Source organism: Mesorhizobium sp. M1078 (genome assembly GCF_040318615.1).
GTDB lineage: Bacteria > Pseudomonadota > Alphaproteobacteria > Rhizobiales > Rhizobiaceae > Mesorhizobium.
In genome coordinates, this window is record NZ_JAMYMP010000031.1 from 55,670 (window position 1) to 64,969 (window position 9,300).

The 9,300-nt window shown below is 61.2% G+C and carries 1 protein-coding gene; it reads left to right on the forward strand.

Features of this window, described 5'->3' with window-relative positions; translation table 11 throughout:
- The first annotated feature begins 298 nt into the window (after nt 1-298).
- Nucleotides 299-9,154, forward strand: a complete 8,856-nt coding sequence (locus NKH38_RS27035; RefSeq protein WP_352764159.1) for a Ulp1 family isopeptidase — start codon at nt 299-301, stop codon at nt 9,152-9,154.
- Nucleotides 9,155-9,300: the final 146 nt, after the last annotated feature.

The window sequence follows — 9,300 nt, forward strand, 5'->3', positions numbered from 1 at the left end:
ACGGGCGGCATCTGAAGCATGGGCTTGCAGGGCTCGCAGACCGGTAAACCAGCGAGCCATCTCCAAATATGTGAATTGTGGATTGCTCCTCGACGGGAGCTGAGGGTCGGCTCCGCAAGCCTTACGACGCTCTTTGCGAGCCGTAGCTGCCGAGCTGGCAAAAGGCCGGGCTACGTCGCGCTAGCGCAATCGGCGCGCAGAAAATTAGGCCTACCCGCTCCGGGACCGCGGACCTCGTCAGCTTCTCGTAAGTATGCCCGAGTAGGTTGCTCAGCTGATCTGTGGACGTGAGGCTAGCGTGAACCGGCACAAATTTGACCTATCCAATGTAACAGGTTGGCGGCAGGTGCAGCCCCCGGCATCTCAAGAGCAAGCGGCACAGGCCGGGCAAGAGGGCTTTGAGCAGCGCTCGGGCGAGGCGCGCCAAGCCGCTGCCCAAATTCCCGCCCCCGGCGTTCCGGCTCTGCCAGACCCGTTCCATCCTCATCCGTCTCAGGGAGACCTGAGCCTCATCGAAGGCGCGGCCCCATGGGAAGCGCAGCCCATGATGCAAGGGAGCGGACAAGAACACGCCGCGGCGCCGTACGCCGGAGGCAGTGGGTCGATGCTAGGTGCCTCGGTGCTACAGCCGGGTCACTCAACGGCGCGCCATCATCATGCGCCGGATTCGTCAGTGGGTGATCTGAATCCTTCCGCACCGTTCGAGTTGCGTGACCATGCTCGTTCCGCCGTGCCGGCGGCGGTGCAGCCAGATCCTCCAATAGTGGTCTCCGACGGTCGCGGCTGCAAGCGTCCTCTTTATTCCAACGATGCGACCGTTGTCGAAGGGCTGAGGTCACTCTACGCGGGTAAGGCCAAGGAGGACACGGTCAAGCGCCATGTAAATTCTCTTTACGGCTTTGGTCGTTGGCTCTTTAAAAATAACAAGCCGGGATTTGCTGCTCGGCTTCACGAGGAGTCGCTGGATGAAGATCTCAAGGAGTACGAGAGCAGTGGTGGCTCCTCGACTGTGGCTGTGGCACTGCGTCGTCTCAGAGAGTCGGCGGGCGGAGTGCCAATGGTGGGCCGCGCTGTCCTGAATCCCGACCCTGCCGACGCCGTGCTCATCAAAGAGTACAAAGCGGCTCTCATCAAAGAGTACAAGGGAGCGCCTGCGACCGGGCCGAATCGCCAAACCATTCACGACTATGGAGCTACTCTTAGACGTTTCAGTGAATACCTGGTTGAAAACAACAAGCCGGGGATTGCGGCTCGGCTTCACGAGGAGTCGCTGGATGAAGATGCCAAGCGCTATAAGGACTCCAGTGGTGACCGGAGGATCATTGCACTACCTCATCTCCGGAAGTTCCTGCCGTCCGCCGCACTCGGGCGCGAAATTGCCCTTGCTGCTCGTCCGGAAGACGCAGTCGGCATGGTGGCTCGTGCCATTGGGGACGCCGCTGCGCAGCACAGCGGGCCGCAGAAGGCATTGGGTCGGCCAGAGAAGCTCCCTGGGGAAGCTAATGAAGACGCCGCTGTTCTGCCATCGTCTTTCGTACCAACTGGGCACCATCACCAAGCCTCGGATCCCGCAGAGTCCTTTCGTCCCCTGATCTGGCGCGACGGCGACCAGCGCGCGCCGGACGAGCGGATCGCTGCACAGGACAGGAGCAACCTGCTACCAAGCGAGGAGGTGCCACTGAGGCCACCGGAATTCGCTCCGCCCAGCTTGCGGGCGGGGAATTCCGCCTCGCCAGAGCTCTTTCCTGAGGGGATGTCCCCCGCGGTAGAAGGGTTTTTTGGTGGTTTCGGCGACCCCAGCGGGCGGGTGCTCGGCGCATTGCAATTGCTAGGCGACGAACATATCCAGAGGGATTACCAGCTCCTGGAGCAGGAGTTGCAGGGGAACAATCCAGAACTCGCCGCCCGGACGCGGTTCGTGGATCCCCTCGTAGCCAATTATCATCTGCGCTTGGGCTCCGAGAGCGACAAGCTAAGCGCATTCCAGCGCATCGTCCATAATCAGAACGGTAACGACACAGCCGACTTCCTGTTCGTGCCAGTGAGCGATGGCGGTAAGACTCTTGCGGAGCGCGGCAAACATTGGTCGCTGCTGTTCGTTGATCGCAGCGACCGGGAACGGCCGGTTGCCTATCATTATGACTCCGTCAGCGGATGGCATGACAAGCTTGCAAAACACCTCGCAGAAAGGCTGGGCGCCAGCCTGGAGACCCGCGTGGACTTACCCCGCATCGCCCAGCAGAGCAACGAGTGGGATTGCGGAGTCTACGTGGTGGACGGCACGCGGGCGCTGGTTGGGCGATTGCAAAGATGGCTGCCAGACCTGCCAGACCTGAACCTCAACAACCTCGTCGTCAATCGGCAGGCACTACAAACCCGACTCATGGGTGACGATACATCTGGAACGGCAAATAATCTCACGAACTTTGAACTCATGGACCGACAGGCGCGAGACGCGGTTAAGGAAAGCCCCGTTGGGACGTTTCACCAGCGGATCAAGCGGCTCGGCCAGTCAGCGCGAGCGTTGCACGACAGAGCCCTGGCTCCAGTCGCGCCGGACCAAGGCAACCCAGACTCGGTGTTCGTACGGGACGTTGTTCCCGGGGAAACACGCCATCATCATGCGCCGGATTCGTCCGTGGTTGATCTGAATCCCCCCGCACCGTTCGAGTTGCGTGACCATGCTCGTTCTATGCCGGCGGCGGTGCAGCCAGATCCTCCAGTAGTGGTCTCCGGTCGCGACAAGCGTCCTCTTTATTCCAACGATGCGACCGTTGTCGAAGGGCTGCGGTCAGCACTCTATGCCGGTAAGGTCGGGGAGCGCACGGTCACGGACCATGTAAATTCTCTTCTCGGCTTTGGTCGTTGGCTCTTTGATAATAACAAGCCGGGATTTGCTGCTCGGCTTGACGATCCGTTGCTGGATCAGGATCTCAAGGAGTACCAGCGCGAGAGTGGCTCCTCGAACGTGGCTAGAGCACTGGGTCGTCTCAAAGAGTCGGCGGGCGGAGCGCCAATGGTGGGCCGCGCTGCCCTGAATCCCGACCCTGTCGACGCCGAGCTCATCAGAGATTACAAAGCGGCTCTCATCAAAAAGTACGAGGCAGAGCCTGCGACCGGGCCGAATCCCAAAACCACTCAGGACTATGCGGCTACTCTTAGACGTTTCAGTCAATACCTGCATGAAAACAACAGGCCGGGGATTGCGGCTCGGCTTTACGAGGGGTCGCTGGATGAAGATGCCAGGCGTTATTTGGACTCCAGTGGTAACCGGTGGATCAGTGCACTAGCTCATCTCCGGAAGTTCCCGCCGTACGCCGCACTCGGGCGCGAAATTGCCCTTGCTGCTCGTCCGGAAGACGCAGTCGGCATGGAGGCTCGTGCCATTGGGGACGCCGCTGCGCAGCACAGCGGGCCGCAGAAGGCATTGGGTCGGCCAGAGAAGCTCCCTGGGAAAGCTAAGCAGCTGAGCGAGATCGGCAATTCAGGCGCTCGCGTGCTGATGCAGGCCCCCACCCATCAAGTGGGTGCATTGCCATGGGAGGCGCAGCCCATGATGCTGGGGGACGAGCACCTGGCACCGCATACCGGAGGCAGTGGGTCGATGCTGGGTGCCTCGGTGCTGCAGCCGGGTCACTCAAGGGCGCGCCATCATGATGCGCCGGATTCGTCAGTGGTTGATCTGAATCCCCTCGCACCGTTCGAGTTGCGTGACCATGCTCGTTCTGTGCCGGCGGCGCCTGCCGGGCCAGCGTTCGCCAGGGCTGAGGAGACGCCCTCCGCGGTTGGCGAGGCCGCGGTGGCCGAAAGGTGGGCTCGGTTGCAAAAGCAAATGGACGAACCAGTGCATGATCCCGGCCCTCAAGTGGATACATCGCCATGGGAGGCGCAACTCATGGTGCAAGGGAGCGGACAAGAACACGCCGCGGCGCCCTACGCCGGAGGCAGTGGATCGATGCTGGGTGCCTCGGTGCTGCAGCCGGATCACTCAACGGCGCGCCATCATCATGCGCCGGATTCGTCAGTGGTTGATCTGAATCCCCCCTCACCGTCCGAGTTGCGTGACCCTGCTCGTTCTGTGCCGGCGGCGCCTGCCGGGCCAGCGTTCGCCAGGGCTGGGGAGACGCCCTCCGCGGTTGGCGAGGCCGCGGTGGCCGAAAGGTGGGCTCGGTTGCAAAAGCAGAAGGTCGACGCTGATTTGTCGGGATATTTCGACTCGATTCCGCACGCGGACCTTCTACGATCGCCATGGGAGGCGCAACTCATGACGCAAGGGAGCGGACAAGAACACGCCGCGGCGCCCTACGCCGGAGGCAGTGGGTCGATGCTGGGTGCCTCGGTGCTGCAGCCGGGTCACTCAACGGCGCGCGATTCGTCAGTGGTTGATCTGAATCCCCCCGCACCGTTCGAGTTGCGTGACCATGCTCGTTCTGTGCCGGCGGCGCCTGCCGGGCCAGCGTTCGCCAGGGCTGAGGAGACGCCCTCCGCGGTTGGCGAGGCCGCGGTGGCCGAAAGGTGGGCTCGGTTGCAAAAGCAAATGGACGAACCAGTGCATGATCCCGGCCCTCAAGTGGATACATCGCCATGGGAGGCGCAACTCATGGTGCAAGGGAGCGGACAAGAACACGCCGCGGCGCCCTACGCCGGAGACAGTGGGTCGAGGCTAGGTGCCTCGGTGCTGCAGCCGGGTCACTCAACGGCGCGCCATCATGATGCGCCGGATTCGTCAGTGGTTGATCTGAATCCCCCCGCACCGTCCGAGTTGCGTGACCATGCTCGTTCTGTGCCGCCGGCGGTGCAGCCAGATCCTCCAATAGGGGTCTCCGGTCGCGACAAGGGTCCTCTCTATTCCAACGATGCGACCATTGTCGAAGGGCTGAGGTCAGCATTGGAGAGCACGGTCAAGCGCCATGTAAATTCTCTTCTCGGCTTTGGTCGTTGGCTCTTTGATAATAACAGGCCGGGATTTGCTGCTCGGCTTCACGAGGAGTCGCTGGATCCGGATCTCAAGGAGTACGAGAGCAAGAGTGGCTCCTCGGACGTGGCTAGAGCAGTGGGTCATCTCAAGACGTGGGCGGGCGGAGCGCCAGTGCTGGACCGCGCCGCTGTCCTGAATAATCCCGACCCTGCCGACGCCGCGCTCATCAGAGATTACACAGCGGCTCCCATCAAAGAGTACAAGGCAGCGCCGACCGGGCCGAATCCCGCTACCATTCAGACCTATGGATCTGCTCCTAGACGTTTCAGTGAATACCTGGTTGAAAACAAAAAGCCGGGGATTGCGGCTCGGCTTCACGAGGGGTCGCTGGATGAAGATGCCAAGCGCTATAACAACTCCGGTGGGATCAGTGCACTAGCTCATCTCCGGAAGTCCGAACTCGGGCGCGAGCTCCCTGGGAAAGCTAATGAAGACGACGCTGTTCTGCCATTGTCTTTCGTGCCAACTGGGCCCCATCACCAAGCCTCGGATCCCGCAGGGTCCTTTCGTCCCCTGATCTGGCGCGACGGCGACCAGCGCGCGCCGGACGAGCGGATCGCTGCACAGGACAGGAGCAACCAGCTATCAAGCGAGGAGGTCCTCATCAACCGTGAGCATGATACAGCGGAGTTGAGACCAGCGAAGAGGCAAAGGACCCCGAACAGTCGTCTGCAGGACGTTGCCACTGAGCCGCAGCTGAGCGAGATCGGCAATTCAGGCGCTCGCGTGCTGATGCAGGCCCCCACCCATCAAGTGGGTGCATTGCCATGGGAAGCGCAGCCCATGATGCAAGGGAGCGGACAAGAACACGCCGCGGCGCCGTATGCCGGAGGCAGTGGGTCGATGCTGGGTGCCTCGGTGCTGCAGCCGGGTCACTCAACGGCGCGCCATCATCATGCGCCGGATTCGTCAGTGGTTGATCTGAATCCCCCCGCACCGTCCGAGTTGCGTGACCATGCTCGTTCTGTGCCGGCGGCGGTGCAGCCAGATCCTCCAATAGGGGTCTCCGGTCGCGACAAGGGTCCCCTCTATTCCAACGATGCGACCGTTGTCGAAGGGCTGAGGTCAGCTTACGCGGGTAAGGTCAAGGAGAGCACGGTCAAGCGCCATGTAAATTCTCTTCTCGGCTTTGGTCGTTGGCTCTTTGACAATAACAGGCCGGGATTTGCTGCTCGGCTTGACGAATCGTCGCTGGATCAGGATCGCAAGGAGTACGAGAGCAGGGGTGGCCCCTCGGAGTACGAGAGCAGGGGTGGCCCCTCGATCGTGGCTAGAGCACTGGGTCGTCTCAAGACGTTGGCGGGCGGAGCGCCAGTGGTCGACCGCCCTGTCCGGAATCCCTACCCTGCCGACGCCGCGCTCATCAGAGATTACACAGCGGCTCTCATCAAAGAGTACAAAGAAGCGCCTGCGACCGGGCCGAATCGCGGTACCATTCAGGTCTATGGATCTACTCTTATACGTTTCAGTGAATATCTGCATGAAAACAAAAAGCCGGGGATTGCGGATCGGCTTCACGAGGGGTCGCTGGATGAAGATGCCAAGCGCTATGTGAACTCCGGTGGTAACCGGAGGATCAGTGCACTAGCTCATCTCCGGAAGTTCGCACCCGGGCGCGAAATTGCCCTTGCTGCTCGTCCGGAAGACGCAGTCGGCATGGAGGCTCGTGCCATTGGGGACGCCGCTGCGCAGCGCAGCGGGACGCAGGAGGCATTGGGTCGGCCAGAGAGGCCCCCTGGGAAAGCTAAAGACGGGCGGGTGCTCGGCGCATTGGAATGGCTAGGCGACGAACATATCCAGAGGGATTACCAACTCCTGGAGCAGGAGTTGCAGGGGAACAATCCAGATCTCGCCGCCCGGACGCGGTTCGTGGATCCCCTCGTAGCCAATTATCATCTGCGCTTGGGCTCCGAGAGCGTCATGCTAAGCGCATTCCAGCGCATCGTCCATCAGAACGGTAACGACACAGCCGACTTCCTGTTCGTGCCAGTGAGCGATGGCGGTAAGACTCTTGCGGAGCGCGGCACCCATTGGTCGCTGCTGTTCGTTGATCGCAGCGACCGGGAACGGCCGGTTGCCTATCATTATGACTCCTACAACGGATGCAATGACACGCTTGCAAAAGAGCTCGCAGAAAATCTGGGCGCCAGCCTGGAGACCCGCGTGGGCGTATCCCGCATCGCCCAGCAGAGCAACGTGGTGGATTGCGGAGTCTACGTGGTGGACGGCACGCGGGCGCTGGTTGGGCGATTGCAATCGCAGCCAGATAACCTGAACCTCAACAACCTCGTCGTCAATCGGCAGGCACTACAAACCCGCCTCAGGGGTGACAATACATTCGGAACGGCAAATAATCTTACGAACTTTGAACTCATGGACCGACAGGCCCGAGACGCGGTTAAGGAAAGCCCCGTTGGGACGTTTCACCAGCAGATAAAGCGGCTCGGCCAGTCAGCGCCAGACGTTGCTCCCGGGGACCCATTTAAATTTCAAAGTCTTGAGAGCAAGGGGGACGCCGCTGCGCAGCGCAGCGGGCCGCAGGAGGAATACAGTTGGCCAGAGTATCTCCCCCCTGGGAAAGCTAATGAAGACGACGCTGTTCTGGCATCGTCTTTCGTGCCAACTGGGCCCCATCACCAAGCCTCGGATCCCGCAGGGTCCTTTCGTCCCCTGAGCTGGCGCGACGGCGACCAGCGCGCGCCGGACGAGCGGATCGCTGCACAGGACAGGAGCAACCAGCTACCAAGCGAGGAGGTCCTCATCAACCGTGAGCATGATACAGCGGAGTTGAGACCAGCGAAGAGGCAAAGGACCCCGAACAGTCGTCTGCAGGACGTTGCCACTGAGCCGCAGCTGAGCGAGATCGGCAATTCAGGCGCTCGCGTGCTGATGCAGGCCCCCACCCATCAAGTGGGTGCATTGCCATGGGAGGCGCAGCCCATGATGCAAGGGAGCGGACAAGAACACGCCGCGGCGCCCTACGCCGGAGGCAGTGGATCGATGCTGGGTGCCTCGGTGCTGCAGCCGGGTCACTCAACGGCGCGCCATCATCATGCGCCGGATTCGTCAGTGGTTGATCTGAATCCCCCCGCACCGTCCGAGTTGCGTGACCATGCTCGTTCTGTGCCGGCGGCGGTGCAGCCAGATCGCCCAAAAGTGGTCTCCGGTCCCGACAAGGGTCCTCTTTATTCCAACGATGCGACCCTTGTCGAAGGGCTGAGGTCAGCACTCTATGCCGGTAATGTCGGGGAGATCACGGTCAAGCGCCATGTAGATATTCTTTTCGGCTTTGGTCATTGGCTCGTTGAAAATAACAAGCCGGGGATTGCGGATCGGCTTCACGATTCGTCGCTGGATCGGGATCGCAAGGAGTACGAGATCTGGGGTGGCGGCCCCTCGGCCGTGGCTGGGTCACTGGGTCGTCTCAAGACGTGGGCGGGCGGAGCGCCAGTGGTGGGCCGCCCTGCCCTGAATCCCCACCCTGCCGACGCCGTGCTCATCAGAGAGTACACAGCGGCTCTCATCAAAGCGTACGAGGCAGCGCCGACCGGGCCGAAACCCCGTACCGTTGAGGTCTATGGGTCTGCTCTTAGACGTTTCAGTCAATGCCTGGTTGAAAACAAAAAGCCGGGGATCGCGGATCGGCTTCACGAGGGGTCGCTGGATGAAGATGCCAAGCGCTATATGAAAACCGCTGACATCAGTGCACTAACTCATGTCCGGAAGTTCGCACTCGGGCGCGAAATTGCCCTTGCTGCTCGTCCGGAAGACGCAGTCGGCATGGAGGCTCGTGCCATTGGGGACGCCGCTGCGCAGACCGCGGCACAAGCTCATGGCCACGCAGGAGAGCAGGGACCCATCTCTCGAGCTCAACAAGTCGCGCCAGCGCCGTTTGAACGGCACTTGGGCAAGAAGCGTGAGGCCCAGGACGGACTGACGAGTACACTTGACAGGAGCAACCTCGTGAACAGCGGGGGCGTCATCATAAACAATGAACATTACACAGCGCTGTTGAGACCGGCGAAGAGGCAGAGGACTGATAATCCGCAAAGCCGCGCCATGGGGCGGCAACTGAGCGAAGCAACCACGACGTCCATCAGCCAAGCCTCCGATCAAGCCCGAGCGGACCTAATGGCTTCCTTCAGAAGCAGGGAGCGCTCCGACGCGGGGCGTTGAGCTCCATGGCTGGGGTCAAGCAGAACAGCTCTCTTGACGACAAAGGGGCTGATGCGATCTCCGGACCGGTAGCTCTCGCTGTAATTGATCAGGCTGGTACTGTTGGAAGGCTTGATCAGCCTCGTCACCCCAATCTCCAGCATAGC